General features: G+C 74.6%; 1 protein-coding gene. It reads left to right on the top strand.

What is annotated here, in order from left to right; genetic code table 11:
* Nucleotides 1-92: 92 nt before the first annotated feature.
* Nucleotides 93-24,065 carry a non-ribosomal peptide synthase/polyketide synthase gene (locus ACZ3TI_RS29810; protein WP_465731580.1) on the top strand — a complete coding sequence of 7,991 codons (23,973 nt, stop codon included), beginning with the start codon at nt 93-95 and terminating at the stop codon, nt 24,063-24,065.
* The last annotated feature ends 2 nt before the right edge of the window (nt 24,066-24,067 follow it).

Here is a 24,067-nt window from a genome sequence, read left to right on the forward strand (position 1 = left end):
CGCCCCGCCCGCCGACCGCGTGACGTCACCGCGGTCGGCGCGGCCCGGCGCGCCCTGCGACGACGCCTGCCCACACTTCTGGAGGTACCCCCATGTCCCGTCGCGACGGCGACGTCCTTCCCCTGACCGCGGCCCAGCGCGAGATCTGGCTCGCCGAGCAGCGCTCCCGCACGCCGATCCCGGGCTACCGCGTCGGCGAATGCCTGGAGATCCACGGGCCGGTGGACCGGGACCTGTTCGAGACCGCGCTGCGCCAGGTGGTCGACGAAGTCGACGCCCTGCACGTGAGCTTCGTCGACGACGGCGACGGCCCGCGCCAGGTCCTGCGCGAGGCCCGGGACTGGGCGCCGGCGCACCTGGACCTCAGCGGGGAGCCCGCACCCCGTGCGACGGCCATGGAGTGGATGGAGCGGGACCTGATGCGCCCGCTGGACCTCGCGCACGACCCGCTGTTCGGGCACGCGCTGATCCGGCTGTCGGCGACGGAGTTCCTCTGGTACCTGAACTACCACCACGTGGTGCTGGACGCGATCAGCAGCTCCATGCTCCGACAGCGGGTCGGTGACGTGTACTCGGAGCTGGCCGAGGGCGGTGCCCTGCCGCCCTGCCCGTTCGGATCGCTACGGGACCTCGTCGACAGCGACGCCGCCTACCGCTCATCCCCGGACTTCGCGGCCGACCGCGCCTACTGGACCGAGCGCTTCGCCGACCTGCCCGCCCCGACGAGGCTCACCGACAGCTCCGCGACCGACCCGCACCGCCCCCTGCGTCTGGCCGAGGAGCTGGAACTGCGGAGCCCCGAGGCGTTGCGAGCGGCGGCCGACCGGGCCGGCGTCCGGTGGTCCCGGGTCGTGATCGCGGCGACGGCGCTCTACGCCCACCGGCTCAGCGGCACCCAGGACGTGGTGCTCGCCATGCCCGTCACCGCCCGGCGGGGCTCCGACCGCGACCTGATGTCGGTGCCGGGCACGATGTCCAACGTGGTGCCGCTGCGGCTGACCGTGCGACCGGACATGTCGTGGCGCGACCTCGTCGCCCAGGCGGCGCGTGAGGTCACGTCGGCCGTCGCGCACGAGCGCTACCGCAGCGAGGACCTGCTGCGGGACCTCGGCGTACCCGGCAGCATCGGGACGGCGTTCCCGCTGATCGTCAACATCATGGCCTTCAACTCCAGGCCGAGCTTCGCCGGGCATCCCGCCTCCGTGCACCACTTCGTGTCGGGGTCGACCACCGACCTCGCCGTCTGGGTGTTCGACTACCGGGACGGCAACCCGCCGCTCCTCAGGCTGCACGGCGCCCCGGAGGCGTACGGCGACGACGACCTCGCCGCCCACCAGCAGCGGCTGCTCGCCCTGCTCGACGCCGTCGCGGACTGCGACCCGGACGAGCCGGTGGGCCGGATCGACCTGCTCACCGCCGACGAGCACCGGGAGCTGGCGGTGCTCGGCACCGGGCCGGTGGCGGCCGCACCGGCCGAGAGCCTCCCGGAGCTGTTCCGCGAGCACGTGCGCGCGACTCCCGACCTCACCGCGCTGGTGGGCGGTGGCGTCTCGCTGACGTACGCGGAGCTGGACGCGCGGGCGAACCGGCTGGCGCACGCCCTGATCGAGCGGGGCGCAGGGCCGGAACGGCTGGTGGCGGTGGCCCTGCCGCGGTCGGCCGAGCTGGTGGTGGCGATCCTCGCGGTGCTGAAGACCGGTGCGGCGTACGTCCCGGTCGATCCCGAGTACCCGGCTGCCCGGATGGGGTACCTGCTGGACGACGCCCGGCCGGCGTTGGTGGTGACCGACTCCCGCAGCGCGGAGCGTCTGCCCGACGGCGGTCCCGTCGACCGGCTGGTGCTCGACGACCCGGAGACGGCCGCCCTGGTGGCCGACCAGCCGGCGGCGGACCCGATGGTGGCCGTCGGCCCGGGGCACCCGGCGTACGTCATCTACACCTCCGGCTCCACCGGACGGCCCAAGGGCGTGCTGCCAACCCACGGCGGCCTGCTCGACCTGCTCACCGGTCTCCGGCAGGTGCACCTCCCGCCGGTGGTCGACGAACGGCAGCGGCTGCGGGTGGCCCTGACCACCTCGGTGTCGTTCGACGCCTCCTGGAACCAGCTGCTCGCCCTGTTCGCGGGCCACGAGCTGCACGTCCTGGACCACACGACCTGGACCGACCCGGACGCCTTCGTCCGCTACGCCGCCCGCTGCGGGCTGGACTTCATCGAGGCCACCCCGTCCTACCTCCAGGTCCTGGTCGCACACGGACTGCTGAGTGACCCGAAGTGGCGTCCGGCGCTGCTCGGGGCGGGCGGCGAGGCCGTACCCGAGCAGCTCTGGGCACGGTTGCGGGCGGCCGAGGGGGTGTCCTGCCTCAACCTCTACGGACCCTCCGAATGCACCGTCAACTCGGTGATCGCCTCGGTCGGGTCGAGCCCGCGCCCGGCCATCGGCCGGCCCGTCACCAACGCCCGGCTGTACGTGCTCGACGGCGCGCTGCGGCCGCTGCCGGCCGGCACGCCCGGCGAGCTGTACATCGCGGGTGAGGGCCTGGCCCGCGGCTATCTGAACCGGCCGGGGTTGACCGCCGGTCGGTTCGTGGCGGACCCGTTCGGGCCGAGTGGTTCGCGGATGTACCGCACCGGCGACCTGGTGCGGTGGGGCGCCGACGGCAACCTGGAGTTCCTCGGGCGCACGGACGACCAGGTCAAGATCCGCGGCTTCCGGGTGGAGCTCGGCGAGATCGAGGCCGTCCTCGCCGAGCACCCGCGGGTCGCCCGGGCCGCCGTCGTGGTGCGCACCGAGGAGGAGGAACCGCGGCTGGTCGCCTACGCCGTTCCCGAGCCAGGCGCCGCCACGGTGACCGACACGGCCCTGCGCGACCACCTGCGGGAGCGGCTGCCCAAGTACATGGTGCCGTCGGCGTTCGTGGTGCTCGACGCCATGCCGCTGACCCCGAACGGCAAGCTCGACCGGCGCGCCCTCCCCGCCCCCGAGCGGCAGTCCGCCGCCCCCGGCCGCGCGCCGCGCACCGCGACCGAGCACCTGCTCGCCGGACTGTTCGCCGAGGTGCTCGGCGTGGCGGTGGCCGGCGCCGACGACGACTTCTTCGCCCTCGGCGGGCACTCGCTGCTGGCCACCCGACTGGTCGCCCGGGCGCGATCGGTCCTCGGTGTGGAGCTGCGGCTGCGCGACCTGTTCGACGCGCCGACGGTGGCGGGACTGGCGGCGGCGGTGGACGTCGCGGGCCGGGCCCGGCCCGCGCTCGCGGTGCGCGAGCGGCCCGAGGCGCTCCCGCTGTCCTTCGCGCAGCGCCGGCTGTGGTTCCTGCACCGCATGGAGGGCCCGAGCGCCACCTACAACATCCCGCTGACCCTGCGGCTCTCCGGACACCTGGACCAGCGGGCCCTGGAGGCCGCCCTGGCGGACGTCGTCGAGCGGCACGAGAGCCTGCGCACCGTCTTCCCGGTGGTCGACGGCGTGCCGTGCCAGCAGGTGCTGGACGTGGAGGAGGCCCGGCCGCGACTGCGGGTGACGGAGCTCGGCGAGCGCGACCTGCCGGACCGGCTGGCGGAGGCGGCCCGGTACGGCTTCGAGCTCTCGCAGGAGCCGCCGCTGCACGCCGAGCTGTTCCGGACCGGCCACGAGGAGCATGTGCTGCTGCTGGTGGTGCACCACATCGCCGGTGACGGCTGGTCGGCCGGGCCGCTCCTGCGCGACCTGACGACCGCCTACGCCGCCCGCGCCGAGGGGGCGAAGCCGGAGTGGTCGCCACTGCCGGTCCAGTACGCCGACTACGCCCTCTGGCAACGCGAGCTGCTCGGTGACGGCGCGGACCCGGACAGCCTGCTGAACGGCCAACTCGCCTACTGGCGCCAGCAGCTGGCAGAGCTTCCCGAACAGGTGGAGCTGCCGTTCGACCGGCCCCGCCCGGCGGCCATGTCCTACCGGGGCGCGCAGCTGCCGGTGCGGATCGACGCCGAACTGCACCAGGGCCTGCGGGCGCTCGCCCGCGACGGCGGAGCCAGCCTCTTCATGGTGCTCCAGGCCGGCCTGGCCGCCCTGCTGGGCAAGCTCGGCGCCGGCACCGACGTCCCGATCGGCACCCCGATCGCCGGCCGCACCGACGAGGCCCTGGACGACCTGGTCGGGTTCTTCGTCAACACCCTGGTGCTGCGCACCGACCTCTCCGGCGACCCGTCGTTCACCGAACTGCTGGGCCGGGTGCGCTCCGACGCGCTGGCCGCGTACGCGCACCAGGACGTGCCCTTCGAGCACCTGGTGGAGGCACTGAACCCGACCCGCACGCTGGCGCACCACCCCCTGTTCCAGACCATGCTCGCCCTGCAGAACGCGCCGCTCGGCGCGTTCGACCTGCCGGGGCTGCGGGTGGCGACCGACCTGGTCCCCACCGGGACCGCCAAGTGCGACCTGACCTTCATCCTGGCCGAGCAACCCGACGGGCTCTCGGGCGTCCTGGAGTACAGCACCGACCTGTTCGACGAGGCCACCGCGGCCGGGCTCGTCGACCGGTGGCTGCGGCTGCTCCGCGCCGTGGTCGCCGACCCCGGCCGGCGGATCGGCCGGATCGACGTGCTGTCCGCCGAGGAGCTCGCGGCGCTGCTGCCCGCCGTCCACGCGCCGGAGGAGCCGCAGGGGAGCAGCCTGACCGCGCGCTTCGAGCGGCAGGTCCGGGAGAGCCCGGCCGCGGTCGCGCTCACAGATGGCGAAGTCACCCTGACGTACGGCGAGTTGAACGCCCGCGCGAACCGGCTCGCGCATGCCCTGATCGATCGGGGAGTGGGCCCCGAGCAGCTGGTGGCGCTGGCCCTGCCGCGCTCGGCGGAACTGGTCGTGGCGGTGCTCGCGGTGCTCAAGGCCGGCGCCGCGTACGTCCCGGTGGACCCGGCGTACCCGGCCGCCCGGATCGCCTACCTGCTCCAGGACGCCCGGCCCGCGCTGCTGGTGACGACCAGCGGGACCGGCGAGCTGCCGGGCGCGGAGGCGGTGGACCGGCTCCGGCTGGACGCGTGCGACCTGGACGGACAGCCGGACACGGACCCGGGGATCGCCGTCGACCCCGCGCACCCCGCCTACGTCATCCACACCTCCGGTTCCACCGGTAACCCCAAGGGCGTCGTCGTCCCGCACCGGAACGTGGTGCGGCTGTTCGCCACCACCGAGGAGCTGTTCGGCTTCTCCGCCGAGGACGTCTGGACGCTCTTCCACTCCTACGCCTTCGACTTCTCCGTCTGGGAGGTGTGGGGCCCGCTGCTGCACGGCGGCCGACTGGTGGTCGTCGACCACGACACCAGCCGCTCGCCCGGCCGGTTCCTGGAGCTCCTCGCCCGCGAGCGGGTGACCATCCTCAACCAGACGCCGTCCGCCTTCTACCAGCTGATGCAGGCGGACGCGGAGGCCCCGGAGACCGGCCGCGAACTCGCCCTGCGCACGGTGGTGTTCGGCGGCGAGGCGCTGGAACACGCCCGGCTCGCGAGCTGGTACGAGCGGCACCCGGAGGACGCGCCGCGGCTGGTCAACATGTACGGCATCACCGAGACCACGGTGCACGTCACGTACGCGGCGCTCGACCGGTCCGGTACGGCGGCCGGCCAGGTCGGCGCGGCCCTTCCGGACCTGCGAACGTACGTGCTGGACTCCGGCCTGCGGCCGGTCGCCCCGGGCGTGCCCGGCGAGCTGTACGTCGCGGGCCCGGGTCTGGCCCGTGGCTACCTGAACCGGCCCGGCCTGACCGCCGGGCGCTTCGTCGCCGATCCCTTCGGACCGGCGGGCTCCCGGATGTACCGCAGCGGCGACGTGGTGCGCCGCGCCGAGGACGGGGATCTGCGCTACGTCGGCCGGGCCGACCACCAGGTGAAGGTACGCGGCTTCCGGATCGAGCTCGGCGAGGTCGAGGCGGCACTGGCCGCTCACCCCGGCGTCGCCCAGGTCGCCGTGCTGGCGCGGCGGGACCGTGCCGACGACACCCGGCTGGTCGCCTACCTGGTACCGGCCGCGGGCGCCGCGCCGCGTCCGGCCGAGCTGCGCGAGCACCTGGCCGGTCGGCTGCCCGAGTACATGGTGCCGTCGGCCTTCGTGCTGCTGGATGCACTGCCGCTGACCGCCAACGGCAAGCTGGACCACCGGGCCCTGCCTGCACCCGACCTCGCCCCGGCGGCCACCGGCCGCGCGCCGCGCACCCCGCAGGAGCAGATCCTCTGCGAGCTGTTCGCCGAGGTCCTCGGCGTGGGGTCGGTCGGCGTCGAGGACGGCTTCTTCGACCTGGGCGGGCACTCCCTGCTCGCCACCCGCCTGGCCGCCCGGATCCGGGCGACGCTCGGCGTGGAGATGGCGCTGCGCGCCCTGTTCGAGGCGCCGACCCCGGCTGGCCTGGCGGCGGCGCTCGTGGCGGCCGGACCGGCGCAGGCCGCGCTGGCCCCGTACCGACGGCCGGAGCGGATCCCGCTGTCGTTCGCGCAGCGGCGGCTGTGGTTCCTCCACCAGCTGGAGGGCGCCAGTGCGAACTACAACATCCCGCTGGCCTGGCGGCTGTCCGGCCCGCTCGATCGGGAGGCGCTGCAGGCCGCGCTGACGGACGTCGTGGCCCGGCACGAGAGCCTGCGGACGGTCTTCCCGGTGGTGGACGGCGTGCCGTACCAGCAGGTGCTGGACGTCGTCGCGGCCCGCCCGGGTCTGGCCGTGCGCCGGACCACGGAGTCCGAGCTGCCCGACGCACTGGCGGCGGCGCAGGCGCACCGGTTCGACCTCGAAGCCGAACTTCCCTTGCACGCCGAGCTGTTCGAGCTGGCGCCGGACGAGCACGTGCTGCTGCTCGTGCTCCACCACATCGCGGGCGACGGCTGGTCGCTCGGCCCGCTCGCCATCGACCTCACCACGGCCTACACCGTCCGCTGCCGTGGCGAGGAGCCGCGCCGGGAGCCGCCGGCTGTCCAGTACGCCGACTACACCCTGTGGCAGCACGAGCTGCTCGGCGAGGCGACCGACAGCGACAGCCCGTTCGCCCGCCAGGCGGCCTACTGGACACGGCAGTTGGCCGACCTGCCCGAGCAGCTCCAGCTGCCCACCGACCGGCCCCGCCCGGTGGTCGCCTCGCACCGGGGCGGCTTCGTGCGGGCCGAGCTCGACGCGGAGCTGCACCGCGGGCTGCGCGAGCTCGCCCGCACCAACGGCACCAGTCTGTTCATGGTGCTCCAGGCCGGGCTCGCGGCGCTGCTGAGCCGGCTCGGCGCGGGCGACGACATTCCGGTCGGCAGCCTCACCGCCGGCCGCGGCGACCAGGCGTTGGACGACCTGGTCGGCTTCTTCGTCAACACCCTCGTGCTCCGCACGGACACCTCGGGCGACCCGACCTTCGCCGAGCTGCTCGCCCGTGTCCGGGACACCGCGCTGGCCGGGTACGCCAACCAGGACCTGCCGTTCGAGCACCTGGTCGAGGCCCTCAACCCGGTGCGGTCGCTCTCCCACCACCCGCTGTTCCAGGTCATGCTGGTGCTGCAGAACAACGCCCGGGCCGAGTTCGCCCCGCCCGGCCTGCGGGTCGGCGAGGTGGAGCTGACCAGCACCACGTCCAAGTTCGACCTGGTCCTCTCACTGTCCGAGCGGCACGCCGAGGACGGTCCCGCCGGGCCTGGCGGCCCGGGAGGTGCCCCCACCCTGGCCGGGATCGACGTCTTCGTCCAGTTCGCGAGCGACCTGTACGACGCGGCCACCGTGGAGACCATGGTCGCGCGCCTGGTCCGGCTGCTGACCGCGGCCGTCGCCGACCCGCGGTGCCGGCTCGGCAGTATCGACCTGCTGTCGGCCGAGGAGCGGCGCGAGCTGCTGCCCGCAGCCGAGGGCCCGGCAGCCGCCGGGAGCGTGCTGGAGGCCTTCGCGGCGCAGGTGGCGGCCACCCCGGAGGCTGTCGCCCTGGCCGACGGGGACGTCGAGCTGACGTACCGGCAGTTGAACGCGTGGGCCAACCGGTTCGCGCATGGGCTGACGGATCGCGGGGTGGCCGCCGAGCAGGTCGTGGCGATCTCGCTGCCGCGGTCGGTGGAGTTCGTGGTCGCCGTCCTGGGCGTGCTGAAGGCCGGCGCGGCCTACCTGCCGGTGGATCCGGTCCACCCGCAGTCGCGGATCGCGTTCATGCTGGCGGACGCGCGGCCGACCGTGGTGGTGGACGACCCGGCGACGGTGAACGAGGTGTCGCAGTGGCCGGACACCGATCCGGCTGTCGCCGCGGACGCCCGGCACGCGGCGTACGTGATCTACACCTCGGGCTCGACGGGCCGGCCCAAGGGCGTGGTGGTGAGCCACGCGGGCGTGCGGGCCATGGTCGCGGCGCAGGTCGAGCGGCTCGGCATCGGTGCCGGCAGCCGGGTGCTCCAGTTCTCCTCGCCCAGCTTCGACGTCTCGCTGTGGGACATCCTCGGCGCCCTGCTCAGCGGTGCGACCCTGGTGCCGCCGCCCGCGGGGGAGCCGGTCGCCGCGCTGACCGACCCGGGCCTCGCACTCACCCACGCGACGGTGCCGCCTTCGGTGCTGGCGGCGCTGTCGCCGGACGCGGTGGACGTGCCGACGCTGACGGTGGCGGGTGAGGCGTGCCCGCCGGAGCTGGTGGCGCGCTGGGCGCCGGGCCGGCTGATGATCAACGCGTACGGTCCGACGGAGACGACGGTCGTGGCGACGATCAGCGACCCGCTGTCGCCGGGATCGGGCGTGCCGCCGATCGGCCGCGCCGTCGCCGGACTCCGGGCGTACGTACTGGACCACCGCCTGGCACTGGTGGCGCCGGGTGTGACCGGGGAGCTCTACCTCGCCGGCCCGGGCCTGGCCCGTGGCTACCTGAACCGGCCGGGCCTGACCGCCGGTCGGTTCGTGGCCTGCCCCTTCGGCCCGGACGGCGCCCGGATGTACCGCACCGGTGACCTGGTGCGTCGACGCCCGGACAGCCAGCTGGAGTACGTCGGCCGGGCCGACGACCAGGTGAAGGTGCGCGGCTTCCGGATCGAGCTCGGTGAGATCGAGTCGGCGCTGGCCGAGCACTCCCAGGTCGGTCAGGTCGCGGTGATCGCCCGCAAGGACCGGGCGGAGGAGACCCGCCTGGTCGCCTACCTGGTGCCCGCCGCCGGCGCCGAACTCCGGCCGGACGAGTTGCGCGCACACCTCCGCGAGCGGCTGCCGGAGTACATGGTGCCCGCCGCGTTCGTCGCCCTCGACGCCCTGCCGCTGAACACCAGCGGCAAGCTCGACCGGCGCGCCCTGCCCGAGCCGGACTTCACCGGGGCGCGGACCGGCCGGGCACCGCACACGCCCCAGGAGCAGGTGCTGGCCGGGCTGTTCGCCGAGGTGCTGGGCCTGCCGCGGGTCGGCCTCGACGACGACTTCTTCGAGCTGGGCGGGCACTCCCTGCTGGCCACCCGGCTGGTGGCCCGGGTCCGCGCGACCCTCGGCGTCGAGCTGGCGCTGCACACCCTGTTCCGGACCCCGACGGTGGCCGGGCTGGCCGCCGGGCTGGGCGGCGCCGAGCGCGCCCGGCTCGCCCTGGAGCGGGTGGAGCGGCCCGTGGGGGCGCCCGCCCCCAGCCCGGCGGCCGGGAGGTGCCCCCAGGCCGAAGGCCGGGGGGCGGTGCCGCTGTCGTCCGCCCAGCGGCGGCTGTGGTTCCTGCACCAGCTCGAGGGCGCCGGGCCGATCTACAACATGCCGCTGGCGTGGCGGCTGTCCGGCCCGCTGGACCGGGCGGCCCTGGCGGAGGCCCTCGGCGACGTCGTCGACCGGCACGAGACCCTGCGCACGGTCTTCCGGACGGTGGACGGCGTGCCGTACCAGCACGTACTGACCACCGGGGAGGTGCGGCCAGACCTTCCGGTCACCCCGGCCGACGAGACGAACCTGACCGAGCTGCTGACCGGCGCCGCGGCGCGCGGCTTCGACCTCGCGGCCGAACCGCCGTTGCGCGCCGAGCTGTTCGAACTCTCCGCCGAGGAGCACGTGCTGCTCCTGGTGGTGCACCACATCGCCGGCGACGGCTGGTCGCTGGGCCCGCTGGCCGCCGACCTGGCCACCGCCTACGCGGCGCGCCGCCGGGGCGAGGAGCCGCGCTGGTCGCCGCTGGCGGTCCAGTACGCCGACTACACCCTCTGGCACGACAGGCTGCTCGGGGACCGCGACGACCCCACCAGCCTGTTCGCCCGGCAGTCGGCCTACTGGACGGACCAGCTGGCCGCCTTGCCCGAGCAGATCCGGCTGCCCGCCGACCGGCCCCGCCCGGCGACCACCTCGTACCGAGGCGGCCACCTGGCGATCGACCTGGACCCGGAGCTGCACGGCGCGCTCGTGCGCCTGGGCCGCGAGCACGGCGCCAGTGTCTACATGGTGCTGCAGGCCGCCCTGGCATCGCTGCTGGACAAGCTCGGCGCGGGCACGGACATCCCGGTCGGCAGCCTGATCGCCGGCCGGACGGACGAGGCGCTGGACGACCTCGTCGGGTTCTTCGTCAACACCCTGGTGCTGCGCACGGACACCAGTGGCGACCCGTCGTTCGCCGAGTTGCTGGGCCGGGTCCGGGAGGGTGCGTTGGGCGCGTACGCGCACCAGGACCTGCCGTTCGAGCACGTCGTCGAGGCCCTCAACCCGTCCCGGTCGCTCGCCCGCCAGCCCTTGTTCCAGGTGCTGCTCGCGCTGCAGAACGTGCCCCGCACCGAGTTCGCGTTGAGCGGGCTGCGCTCCGAGATCGTCCTCGTGCGGACGCCGACCGCGATGTTCGACCTCGGCTTCCACCTGCTGGAGCGCGGTGGCACCGGCGGGCCGGCCGGGGGCATCGTCGGGCGGGTCGAGTACAGCACCGACCTGTTCGACCACGCCACGGTGGAGGCGCTGGTCGCCCGGTGGCTGCGGCTGCTGGCGGCGGTGGTCGCCGAACCGGACCGGCCGCTGAGCCGGATCGACGTCCTCGCCGCCGAGGAGCGGCACGAGCTGCTGGTCGCCCGTAACGACACCGCGCGTCCGGTGGCCGCCACCACCCTGCCCGCCCTGTTCGAGGCTCGGGTGCGGGCGACCCCGGAGGCTCCGGCGGTGGTGTTCGAGTCCACCGTGCTGACCTACCGCGAGCTGAACCGCCGGGCCAACCGGCTGGCCCACGCCCTGATCGGGCGCGGGGTCGGGCCGGAGCAGGTCGTCGCGCTGCGGCTGCCGCGCTCCACGGAGCTGGTGGTGGCCGTCCTCGCGGTGCTCAAGACGGGTGCGGCGTACCTGCCGGTCGACCCGGACTACCCGGCGGCCCGCATCGCGTACATGCTGGACGACGCCCGCCCGGCCGTGGTGCTCGACGACCTCGCGGCCGTCACACCGGACGGGGACCTGCCGGAGCACGACCCGGCCGTCCCCGTGGACGCGCGCCACCCGGCCTACGTCATCTACACCTCCGGCTCCACCGGTCGGCCCAAGGCCGTGGTGATGCCCGCCGCCGGGCTGCTGAACCTGCTGGCGTGGCACCACCGGGCCGTCGGCGGCGAACCCGGTACGCGCACCGCGCAGTTCACCGCGATCAGCTTCGACGTCTCGGTGCAGGAGGTGCTCTCCGCGCTGCTGTACGGCAAGACCCTGGTCGTGCCGACCGAGGAACAGCGCCGCAGCGCCGAGCTGTTCGCGCACTGGCTGGACCGGCACGAGGTGGGGGAGTTGTTCGCCCCCAACCTGGTGATCGAGGCGCTGGCCGAGGCCGCCGAGGAGGCCGGGCTGGAGCTGCCGCACCTGCGGCTGGTCGCCCAGGCCGGGGAGGCGATGCGCCTCGGCGGTGCGGTGCGCCGCCTCCAGGCCCGGCGACCGGGCCGCGTGCTGCACAACCACTACGGCCCCGCCGAAACCCACGTCATCACCGCCTACCCGCTGCCGACCGACCCCGCCGACTGCCCGCTGCCGGTGCCGATCGGCCGTCCGATCGACAACTGCCAGGCGTACGTGCTGGATTCGGCCCTGCGACCGGTCGCGCCCGGCGTGCTGGGGGAGCTGTACCTGGCCGGGGCGGGGCTCGCCCGCGGCTACCTGAACCGGCCCGGGCTCACCGCTGCCCGGTTCGTGGCCAACCCGTACGGCCCGGCGGGCGCGCTCATGTACCGCACCGGCGACCTGGTCCGCTGGCGGGCCGACGGCGAGCTGGAGTTCGCGGGCCGGGTGGACCACCAGGTGAAGGTCCGCGGGTTCCGGATCGAGCCGGGCGAGATCGAGGCCGAGCTGACCGCGCACCCGGGCGTCGCCCAGGTCGCCGTGCTCGCCCGTGAGGACCGGCCGGGCGAGACCCGGATCGTCGCGTACGTGGTGCCCTCGGTGTCGGAGCCGGCCACCCCGGCGGCACTGGCGGCGTACCTGCGCGACCGGGTGCCCGACTACCTGGTGCCGTCGGCGTTCGTGCTCCTGGACGCGCTGCCGCTGACGCCGAACGGGAAGCTGGACCGGGCGGCGCTGCCCGCGCCCGAAGCCACGGCCACGGCGGCGGGCCGGGCACCGCGCACCCCGCAGGAGCAGATCCTGTGCGAGCTGTTCGCCGAGGTGTTGGGCCTGCCGGTGGCCGGGGTCGACGACGACTTCTTCGACCTGGGCGGGCACTCCCTGCTCGCCACCCGGCTGGTGTCGCGGGTCCGGGCGACCCTCGGGGTCGAGCTGGAGCTGCGCGCCCTGTTCCGGAGCCCGACCCCGGCCGGTCTCGCGGTTCGGCTGCGCGAGTCCGCGGCGGCCAGGCAGGCGCTGATGCCCAGGCCGCGCCGCGAGCCGATGCCGCTGTCCTACGCGCAGCGTCGGCTGTGGTTCCTCCAGCAGTTCGGGGCACCGAGCGCCACCTACCACATGCCGCTGGCGCTGCGGCTGTCCGGCGACCTCGACCGCGAGGCCCTCGGCGCCGCGCTGGCGGACGTGGTGGCCCGGCACGAGACCCTCCGTACGGTCTTCCCGCACACCGCCGGCATCCCGCACCAGCGGGTGCTGGACGCTGCCGACGCGGGCGTCCCGCTGACGGTGCGCGCGGCCCGAGAGGCGGAGGTGCCGGCGCTGCTGCGTGAGGCGGCCGTGCGCGGCTTCGACCTGACCACCGAAGTCCCGCTGCGGGCCGAGCTGTTCGCGATCGCGCCGGACGAGCACGTGCTGTTGGTGGTGATGCACCACATCGCGGGCGACGGCTGGTCCCTCGACCCGCTGTCGCGTGACCTCGCCACCGCGTACACCAGCCGCAGGAACGGCGGAGCGCCCGACTGGGCTTCGCTGCCGGTGAGTTACGCCGACTACACGCTGTGGCAGCATGAGATCCTCGGCGACGAATCCGACGCGGACAGCGTGTTCGCCCGCCAGGTCGGCTACTGGACCGAGGCGCTGGCCGGGCTGCCCGAGCAGCTCCGGCTCCCGGTCGACCGGCCCCGCCCTGCGGCGGCGTCCTACGCCGGCGAGTGGCTCGACGTCCGCATCGACGCCGAACTGCACGCGGCTCTGGTGGAGTTGGCGCGGCGTTCGGGTGTGAGTCTGTTCATGGTGCTGCAGGCCGGTCTGGCGGCGCTGTACACCCGGCTGGGGGCGGGGACGGACATCCCGATCGGCAGTCCGATCGCGGGCCGGACCGATGAGGCGCTGGACGAGCTGGTCGGGTTCTTCGTGAACACGCTGGTGCTGCGGACGGACACCAGTGGTGACCCGAGTTTCGCCGAGCTGCTGGGCCGGGTGCGGGAGACGGCGCTGGCCGCGTACGCGCACCAGGACGTGCCGTTCGAGCACCTGGTGGAGGTGCTGAACCCGTCGCGGTCGCTGGCCTACCACCCGCTGTTCCAGACCATGCTGGCCGTGCAGAACGCGCCGGGCGGCGACTTCGCGCTGCCCGGACTGGAGGTCTCCGGACTCGCGGTGCCGACCGGCACGTCCCGGCTCGACCTGACCTTCAGCCTCGCGGAGAACCGCCGCCCGGACGGTACTCCGGCGGGCCTGACCGGCATGGTCGAGTACAGCACCGACCTGTTCGACCGGCGGACCGTCGAGCTGCTGTTCAGCCGCTGGACCAGGCTGCTGGCCGAGGCCGCGGCCGACCCGGCGCAGCCGATCGGTGCCATCGACGTGCTCGACGAGGCGGAGCGCCGCGCTCTGCTGGCCGATGCCGACGGGACCGTGCGGGAGGTGCGGGAGCTCGACGTGCCGGGCATGTTCGCGGCGCGGGTCGCCGCGGCGCCGGAGGCCGTCGCGCTGGTCTCCGTCGACGGAGCCGAATTGACGTACCGTCAGCTCGACGCCATGGCCAATCGGTTCGCACACTCGCTGAAGGCGGGCGGGGTGGGTCCGGAGCAGGTTGTCGCCGTGGCCCTGCCGCGGTCGCTCGAGTGGGTGGTCGCCGTCCTGGGCGTCCTCAAGGCCGGGGCCGCGTACCTGCCGGTGGATCCGGCGTACCCGCAGTCGCGGATCGACCTGATGCTGGAGGACGCCGCGCCGGTCGCGGTGGTCGACGATCCCGCCCGCGTGCGGGAGACGAGCGGCTTCCCGGAGACCGATCCGCCGGTGCCGTCGGACGCCCGGCACCCGGCGTACGTGATCTACACCTCGGGGTCGACCGGCCGGCCCAAGGGCGTCGTGGTCGGCCACGGCGGTGTGGCGAGCCTGGTCGCCACCCAGGTCGAGCGGCTCGCCGTCGGCGCCGGCAGCCGGGTGCTCCAGTTCGCCTCGCCCAGCTTCGACGCGTCGTTCTGGGACCTGTGCAGCGCCCTGCTGACCGGGGCCACCCTGGTCCTGGCCCCGGCGGAGACGCCGCTGGAGGCGCTGACCGACCGGGGGCTCGGTGTCACCCATGTGATCCTGCCGCCCTCGGCGCTGGCCGCGCTGGGCGATGCCGAGCCCGCGGCCGCCACCGTGGTGGTGGGCGGCGAGGCCTGCCCGGCGGAGCTGGTGGAGCGCTGGGCGCCGGGCCGGCGGATGATCAACGCCTACGGACCGACGGAGAGCACGGTCGCCGCGACGATGAGCGACCCGCTCGTTCCCGGGGACGGCGTGCCGCCGATCGGGCGGCCCGTCGTGAACACCCGGGTGTACGTGCTGGACGAGCGGCTGCGGCCGGTGCCACCGGGCGTGCCGGGGGAGTTGTACGTCGCGGGCGCGGGTCTGGCCCGCGGCTACCTGAACCGGCCGGGGCTGACGGCCGGACGTTTCGTCGCCTGCCCGTTCGGTGCGGCCGGCGAGCGCATGTACCGCACCGGCGACGTGGTCCGCCGGCGCGCCGACCGGCAGTTGGAGTTCGTCGGCCGGGCGGACGAGCAGGTGAAGGTGCGCGGTTTCCGGGTCGAGCCCGGCGAGGTGGAGGCGGCCCTGGCCGAGCACCCCGACGTCGCGCAGGCCGCCGTGGTGGCCCGGGACGACCGGCTGATCGGCTACGTCGTGCCGCGGGCGGACACCCCGCTCACCCCGGCGCAGCTGCGCGGGCACCTGCTCGGGCGGCTGCCCGAGTACCTGGTGCCGGCCGTCTTCACGGTGCTGGACGCGCTGCCGCTGACGCCGAGCGGCAAGCTGGACCGCGCGGCGCTCCCCGCGCCGGACCCCGCCGGAAGCGGTGCCGTGGACGGCCGCAGGCCGCGGACCCCGCAGGAGCAGCTGCTCGCCGAGCTCTTCGCCGAGGTGCTCGGCGTCGCGGAGGTCGGCGCGGACGACAGCTTCTTCGACCTCGGCGGGCACTCGCTGCTCGCCACCCGCCTGGTCGCGCGGGTGCGGACGGTGCTCGGTGTCGAGCTCGGGTTGCGCGCGCTCTTCGAAGCGCCGACGGTGTCCGGCCTGGCCGCCCGGCTCGCGGGATCCGGCCCGGTCCGTCCGGCGCTGGCCGCCCGGCCGCGGCCGCGGACCGTACCGCTGTCGTTCGCACAGCGGCGGCTCTGGTTCCTGCACCGGATGGAGGGTGCCTCCGCCACGTACAACATCCCGCTGGCGCTGCGGCTCTCCGGAACGCTGGACCGGGCGGCGCTGGACCTTGCGCTGGCCGATGTGTCGGCCCGGCACGAGAGTCTGCGGACGGTGTTCCCCGAGGTCGACGGCGTACCCTGCCAATCGGTCCTGGACCCGGCCGAGGCCCGGCCGCGGGTGCGGGTGACCGAGGTCCGGGAGGAGGAGCTGGCGCGGCGACTGGGCGAGGCGGCCCGGCAACCGTTCGACCTGGCGACGGAACCGCCGCTGCGGGCCGAGCTGTTCGTGCTCGCGCCGGATGACCACCTGCTGCTGCTGGTGGTGCACCACATCGCGGGCGACGGCTGGTCCACCGGCCCGCTGGCGCGCGACCTGGCCGGGGCGTACGCGGCCAGGTGCCAGGGCAGCGGCCCGGAGTGGGCGGAGCTGCCGGTGCAGTACGCCGACTACACCGTGTGGCAGCGCGAGCTGCTCGGCGACCCGGCCGACCCGGACAGCCGGTTCTCCGAGCAACTCGGCTACTGGCAAGGTCAGTTGGCTGGAATTCCGGAGCGTCTCCCGCTGCCCGTCGACCGGCCGCGGCCGGCGGTCGCGAGCTACCGGGGCGAGCAGCTCGGTCTGGAGCTGTCGCCGGAACTGCACGCGGCTCTGGTGGAGTTGGCGCGGCGTAGCGGGGCGAGTCTGTTCATGGTGCTGCAGGCCGCTCTGGCGGCGCTGTACACGCGGCTGGGCGCGGGCACGGACATCCCGATCGGGAGCCCGATCGCGGGCCGGACCGATGAGGCGCTGGACGAGCTGGTCGGGTTCTTCGTGAACACGCTGGTGCTGCGCACCGACACCAGTGGCGATCCGAGCTTCGCCGAACTGCTGGGCCGGGTGCGGGAGACGGCGCTGGCCGCGTACGCGCACCAGGACGTGCCGTTCGAGCACCTGGTGGAGGTGCTCAACCCGTCCCGCTCGCTGGCCTACCACCCGCTGTTCCAGACCATCCTCGCCCTGCAGAACGCCCCGATGGGCGAGCTCGGTCTGCCCGGCCTGCGGGCGTCCACCTTCGCCGTGCCGACCGGGACGGCCAAGTTCGACCTCGGCTTCAACCTGAGCGAGCGGTTCGGCGCCGACGGCAGCCCGGCCGGGATCGTCGGAGCGGTCGAGTACGCCACCGACCTGTTCGACCGGTCGACCGTCGCCGCGCTGGCCCGGCGCTGGATGCTGGTGCTGGAGGCGGTCACCGCCGACCCGCAGCAGCCGATCGGCCGGATCGAGCTCCTCGACGCCGAGGAGCGGTACGAACTGCTGGAGCGCGGTAACGAGACCGCCCGCGAGGTGGGCGCCGTCCCGGTGCCGGTGGCGTTCGCGGCGCAGGTCGCGGCTACGCCGGAGGCCGTCGCCCTGGTCTGCGGCCGGACGGAGCTGACCTACCGTGAGCTGAACACCAGGGCGAACCGGTTCGCGCACGCCTTGATCGCCAAGGGTGTCGGCCCGGAGCAGCTCGTGGCCGTGTCCCTGCCACGGTCGGTGGAATCCGTGGTGGCGGTCCTCGGTGTGCTGAAGGCCGGTGCCGCGTACCTGCCGGTGGATCCGGCGTACCCGGAAGCGCGGATCGCGTTCATGCTGGCGGACGCCCGTCCCTCGGTGGTGGTCGACGACCCGGCGCTGGTGGCGGACGGGGACTGGCCGGAGACCGACCCGGTCGTGCCGCTCGACGTCCGGCACCCGGCCTACGTGATCTACACCTCGGGTTCGACCGGCCGGCCCAAGGGCGTCGTGGTCGGCCACGCCGGTGTGGCGAGCCTGGTGGCCGGGCAGATCGAGCGGTTCGCGATCGAATCCGGCAGCCGGGTGCTCCAGTTCGCCTCGCCCAGCTTCGACGCCTCGGTGTCGGAGATCTACACCGCCCTGCTGCTCGGTGCGGCCCTGGTGCTGCCTCCTGCGGCCGACCCGGTCGCGGCGCTGACCGACCCGGACCTCGCGGTCACCCACGTGACCGTGCCTCCGTCCGTCCTCGCCGCCGTGCCGGAGGGTTCGGTGGCCGTGTCGACACTGGTCGTGGCGGGGGAGGCCTGCCCGCCGGACCTGGTGGAGCGCTGGGCGCCCGGGCGTCGGATGATCAACGCGTACGGCCCGACGGAGACCACGGTCTGCGCGACGATGAGCGACCCGCTCGTTCCCGGGGAAGGCGTGCCGCCCATCGGCCGTCCGATCGCCAACGCCCGCGTCTACGTGCTCGACGAGCGGCTGCGGCCGGTGCCGCCGGGCGTACCGGGTGAGCTGTACGTCGCGGGCGCGGGTCTGGCCCGCGGCTATCTGAACCGGCCGGGGCTGACGGCCGGACGGTTCGTCGCCTGCCCGTTCGGCGCGGCAGGCGAGCGCATGTACCGCACCGGAGACCTGGTGCGCCGGCGCGCCGACCGGCAGCTGGAGTACATCGGCCGCGGGGACGAGCAGGTGAAGGTGCGCGGTTTCCGGGTCGAGCCCGGCGAGGTGGAGGCGGCCCTGGCCGAGCACCCCGACGTCGCGCAGGCCGCCGTGGTGGCCCGGGACGACCGGCTGATCGGCTACGTCGTGCCGCGCCAGGACACCGCCCGGGACGACGGCCTGGAAGCCGACCACGTCGGCGAGTGGCGGGACATCTACGACGCCCTGCCCATCGCTCCCGAGGAGGCCGCCTTCGGACAGAACTTCGTCGGCTGGAACAGCAGTTACGACGCGAGCCCGATCCCGGTCGAGCAGATGCGGGAGTGGCGGGACGCCACCGTGGCCCGCATCCTGGCCCTGCGCCCGCGCCGGGTGCTGGAGGTCGGCGTCGGTACCGGACTGCTTCTCTCGCAGATCGCGCCGTACTGTGAGTCGTACTGGGCGACCGACTTCTCCGCCACTGCGATCGACGCGCTGACCGCGCAGGTGGCCCGGCAGGACGGCCTGGCCGGGCGCGTCGTGCTGCAGACCCGCCCGGCGCACGACACCGACGGGCTGCCGGCGGGGCGGTTCGACACCATCGTGATCAACTCGGTGGTGCAGTACTTCCCGTCCGCCGAGTACCTCGCGGAGGTGATCGGCAAGCTGATGGGTCTGCTCGCCCCCGGCGGCGCGCTCTTCGTCGGCGACGTCCGCAACCTGCGGCTGCTGCGCCCCCTGGCCACCGCCGTCCAGCTGCACCGGGCCGGCGACGGCGCCGACCTGTCCGCGGTCGGCCGCGCCGTCGAGCAGGCGCTGCTGGTGGAGAAGGAGCTCCTGGTCGACCCGGACTTCTTCGCCGCCCTGCGCGGGGGCGACACCGGCATCGACCTCGGTGCCGTGTCGGTGGAGCTCAAGCGCGGCCGACACCACAACGAGCTGACCCGCTACCGCTACGACGTCACCCTGCACAAGCGCCCGGCTGCGCCGGTTCAGGCGCGGGAGCTGGCCTGGGGCCGGGACGTCGCCGACCTCGAGGAGCTGCGCGAACTGCTCGTACGGCCGGAGACGCCCCCGCTGCGCCTCACCGGCGTGCCGAACCGGAGGGTGGCGTGCGAGTCCGCGCTGGCCCGGGCGGTGCGCGACGGCGACGGCACGCTCGCCGAGCTGCTGGACCGGCTGCACGGACCGGACGACGCCGGCCTGCCCGACCCGGAGGACTTCCACACCCTCGCCGGGGACCTCGGCCGCCGCGCGGACGTCACCTGGTCGACCGCCGCCGCTGACACCCTGGACGTGCTCCTGTCCGACGGACCCGACGACGCCCTCGTCGAGGCCTACCGGCCGTCCGGCGCCCCGCTGTCCTCGCTCACCAACCGCCCGACCGGCAGCCGCGGCAGCAGCGCCCTGGTCGGCGCACTCCGCGACCGGCTGCGCGAGCGCCTGCCCGACTACCTGGTGCCCTCGGCCTTCGTGGTGCTGGACGCGCTGCCGCTGACCGCCAGCGGCAAGCTCGACCGCCGCGCCCTCCCCGCCCCCGATCCGGGGACGGTCACCGGCGGCCGGGCCCCGCGCACCCCGCAGGAGCAGCTGCTCGCCGAACTCTTCGCCGACCTGCTCGGGCTGCCCCGGGTGGGTGTCGAGGACAGCTTCTTCGACCTCGGCGGGCACTCGCTGCTGGCGACCCGGCTGGCCTCCCGGATCCGGGCGGTCCTCGGCGCCGAGCTGGAGGTCCGCACGCTCTTCGAGTACCCGACCGTGGCCGCCCTGGCGGCCCGCCTCGACGGCTCCGTCACGGAGCGGCCCGCGCTGACCGCGCGACCGCGCCCCGTGGGGGCACCTCCCGGCCGTCAAGGCCGGGAGAGGATCCCGCTGTCCTACGCCCAGCGCCGCCTCTGGTTCCTGCACCGCATGGACGGGCCCGGTGCCACCTACAACATGCCGCTCGCGCTGCGTCTGGACGGCCCGCTCGACCGGCGGGCCCTGCGGGCCGCCCTGACGGACGTGATCACCCGGCACGAGAGCCTGCGGACCGTCCTGCGCGAGGCGGACGGGCTGCCGTACCAGCTGGTGCTCGGCGCGGCCGAGGCGTGCCCGGAGCTGCCGGTGGTCGAGCTCGCCGAGAGCGAGCTGTCCGAGCGGCTGGCGCGGGGCGCCCAGCGCGGCTTCGACCTGGCCGTCGAACCGCCGATCCGGGCGGAGCTGTACGCGCTCGCCCCCGAGCGGCACGTCCTGCTCGTCGTGGTCCACCACATCGCCGCCGACGGCTGGTCGATGGGCCCGCTGTCCCGGGACCTCGCCGCGGCCTACGGGGCGCGCTGCCGGGGCGAGGAGCCGCAGTGGTGCCCGTTGCCGGTCCAGTACGCCGACTACACCCTCTGGCAGCGCGACCTGCTCGGTGAGGCGGGCGACCCGGACAGCCTGTTCGCCCGGCAACTCGACTACTGGAAGCAGGAGTTGGCAGGCCTGCCGGACCAGGTCCGGCTGCCCGCCGACCGGCCCCGGCCGGCCGAGGCCTCCCAGCGCGGCGGCCGGGTCGAGGTCCGGCTCGACGCCGAACTGCACCGGGAGCTGCGGGACCTGGCCGCCGGGAACGGCGCCAGCATGTTCATGGTGCTCCAGGCCGGCCTCGCCGCCCTGCTCACCCGGCTCGGGGCTGGCACCGACATCCCCATCGGCAGCCCGATCGCGGGACGGACCGACCAGGCGCTGGACGAGCTCGTCGGGTTCTTCGTCAACACCCTGGTGCTGCGCACCGACACCGGAGGGGACCCCGGCTTCGCCGAACTGATCGGCCGGGTCCGGCAGAAGGCGCTGGCCGCGTACGCCCACCAGGACGTGCCCTTCGAGTACCTGGTCGAGGCCGTCAACCCCACCCGGTCGCTGGCCCACCACCCGCTGTTCCAGGTCATGCTGGCCCTGCAGAACGCGCCGGTCGGCGAGTTCACCCTGCCGGGCCTGGAGACCGCCTACCTGGAGGCGCCGACCGACACCGCGCGGGTCGACCTGACCGTCAGCCTGGCCGAGCGGTACGGGTCGGACGGCAGCCCGGCGGGCGTGCTCGGCGTGGTGGAGTACGCGACCGACCTGTTCGACCCGGACACCGTGGTGCGGCTGTTCGACCGCTGGACGCGACTGCTGCGTGCGGCCGCCGCCGAGCCGGACCAGCCGATCGGCCGACTCGACCTGCTGTCCGGCGAGGAGCGCCACGATCTGCTGGTCGGGTTCAACCGGACTGACGCCGAGCTGCCCGAGGCGGGCCTGCCGGAGCTGTTCGCCCGCCGGGTGGCGGCCACGCCGGACGCGGTCGCGGTGGTCGCGGGCGCGACCGAACTGACCTACCGGGAGCTCGACCGGCGGGCCAACCGCCTGGCCCGGGCCCTGATCGGGCAGGGCGTGCGGCCGGAGACCCCGGTGGCGGTGCTGCTGGAGCGTTCGGCGGAGCTGGTCGTCGCGATCCTGGCGATCGTCAAGGCGGGCGGCGCCTACGTTCCGCTCGACCCGCGCTTCCCGTCCTCCAGGACCGACCTGATCGTCCGGGAGACCGGCGCCGCGCTGGTGCTCACCGAGGACGTCCTGTCCGCGCTGATCCAGGCCGAGCGTGACCACAGCGACCCGGAAGTCGGCTTCGATCCAGGGCAGTTGGCGTACGTGATGTACACCTCCGGCTCGACCGGCCGACCGAAGGGCGTCGGCGTCACCCACCGCGACGTGGCGGCGCTCGCGCTCGCCCCGTGCTGGCGCGGGGGCGGCCACGAGCGGGTGCTGCTGCACTCGCCGACGGCCTTCGACGCCTCGACCTACGAGTTCTGGGTGCCGCTGCTCGGCGGCGGCCGGGTCGTCGTCGCACCGCCCGGTCGGCTCGACCTCGACCTGCTCGCGGGAGCGGTCGCCGGGCACGGAGTCACCGGCCTGTGGCTGACGGCCGGGCTGTTCCGGCTGGTGGCCGAGGAACGGCCGGAGCTGCTCGCCGGCGTCCGCGAGGTGTGGACCGGCGGCGACGTGGTGCCGCCGGCGGCCGTCGCCCGGGTCCTCGCGGCCTGCCCGGACATCGCGGTGGTCAACGGCTACGGCCCGACCGAGACCACGACCTTCGGCGCCCACCACCGGGTCCGCGCGCTCCCCGCGAACGCGGCGACCGTGCCGATCGGCCGCCCCATGGCGAACATGCGGGCGTACGTGCTCGACGCCGGGCTGCAACCGGTGCCCGCGGGTGTGGCAGGTGAGCTCTACCTCGCCGGGACGGGCGTGGCCCGTGGGTACCTCGGCCGCCCCGGGCTGACGTCCGAGCGGTTCGTCGCCTGCCCGTTCGGGCCGGGCGAACGCATGTACCGGACGGGTGACCTGGTGCGCCGGCTGCCCGACGGCACCCTGGAGTTCGTCGGCCGCGCCGACGACCAGGTCAAGCTGCGCGGCTTCCGGATCGAACCCGGCGAGGTCGAGGCCGTCCTCGCCGGATGCCCCGGCGTCGCCCAGGCGGCCGTGGTCGCCCGCGAGGACCAGCCCGGCGACCAGCGCCTGGTGGCCTACCTGGTGCCGGCCGCAGAGGAGGAGGCACCGGCACCCGACGAGCTGGCCCGCCGACTCGGCCGCGAACTGCCCGAGTACATGGTGCCGTCCGCCTTCGTCACCCTCGAACGGCTGCCGCTGACCGCCAACGGCAAGCTGGACCGGGCCGCCCTCCCGGCGCCCGCGTACGACACCACGGGCACCGGCCGCGGCCCCCGCACCCCGCAGGAGCAGCTGCTGTGCGAGCTGTTCGCCGAGATCCTCGGCCGGGAGCAGGTCCACCTCGACGACGACTTCTTCGACCTGGGCGGACACTCCCTGCTGGCCGCGCGGCTGGTCTCCCGGGTCGGCGAGACGCTCGGCGTCCACGTGGGCCTGCGCACCCTGTTCGAGGCGCCGACGGTGGCCGGACTGACGGAGCGCCTGGCCATCAGCGACCCCGAGGAAGCCTTCGACGGGCTGCTGCCGCTGCGCGCGACCGGCAGCCTGCCGCCGCTGTTCTGCGTCCACCCCGGCGGTGGCATCAGCTGGTCGTACTCCGGGCTGCTGAACCACATCGGCCCGGACCGCCCGGTCTACGCGCTCCAGGCCCGCGGCCTGGCACGCCCCGAGCCGCTGCCCGGATCGTACGAGGAGATGGCGGCCGACTACGCCGACCAGATCCGCAAGGTCCAGCCCGACGGCCCGTACCACCTGCTCGGCTGGTCCGCCGGCGGGCTGATCGCCCACGCGATCGCCTGCGAGCTCCAGACCAGGGGGGAGCGGACCGGGCTGCTGGCGGTCCTCGACGCCTACCCCGTGCAGGACATCGCCTTCGAGGAGGTGCCCGTGCCCGAGGAGCGGGACATCCTCGTCGGCATCATGGACGTCGACCCGGAGGAGCTCGGCGACGGGCCGCTGACCCACGCCGAGGTCGCCGAGATCCTCCGCCGTCGCGGCAGCGCCCTGGCCTGCCTGGACGAGCGGCGGATCGGGGCCGTCGTGGACATCATGATCAACAACGCCAAGCTGGCGATCGCCCACACCCCGGGCCGCTTCCACGGCGACCTGCTGCTGTTCAACTCCACGATCGACCGCACCGAGGACTCGGCCGGCCCGGCGATCTGGCAGCGCTACATCGCCGGGCGGGTCGACTCGCACGACATCACCACCCGCCACGACCGGATGACCCAGCCGGGCTCACTGGCCCAGATCGGACCGGTCCTGGCGGCCCGCCTCGCCGAGGCGGCCGGTGACACCACCATCCCCATTCAGGAGGACTGACC

Source organism: Kitasatospora sp. NPDC023120 (assembly GCF_055560835.1).

Excerpts from the sequence above, each read along its gene's own strand:
- ACZ3TI_RS29810 (WP_465731580.1), top strand. The coding sequence starts at position 93 with ATGTCCCGTCGCGACGGCGACGTCCTTCCCCTGACCGCGGCCCAGCGC.